1 protein-coding gene is annotated in these 445 nt (G+C 43.8%); it reads left to right on the top strand.

What is annotated here, in order from left to right:
- On the top strand, nucleotides 1–445 hold a 445-nt coding region (locus ACSLUH_RS19550), incomplete at both ends, for a GTP-binding protein (protein WP_448570085.1).

Raw genomic sequence — 445 nt, 5'->3', positions numbered from 1 at the left:
TGGCTAAAGAAAAATTTGAACGTTCGAAACCGCATGTAAACGTTGGTACAATCGGACACGTTGACCACGGTAAAACTACGTTAACAGCTGCTATCTCAGCAGTATTAACAAAAACTCACGGTGGTGAAGTTAAAGATTTCGCACAAATCGATAATGCACCAGAAGAGCGTGAGCGTGGTATTACTATCAATACATCACACATTGAGTATGACACAGCGACACGTCACTACGCACACGTAGACTGTCCAGGTCACGCTGACTACATCAAAAACATGATCACAGGTGCTGCACAAATGGACGGCGCGATCTTAGTAGTAGCGGCGACAGACGGTCCAATGCCACAAACACGTGAGCACATCTTATTATCACGTCAGGTTGGTGTACCATTCATCATCGTATTCATGAACAAGTGTGACATGGTAGATGACGAAGAGTTATTAGAATT

The organism is Thalassotalea ganghwensis (genome assembly GCF_053485795.1).
Note: the sequence above shows the minus strand (reverse complement) of the source record. Positions and strands in the feature narration are given on the sequence as shown.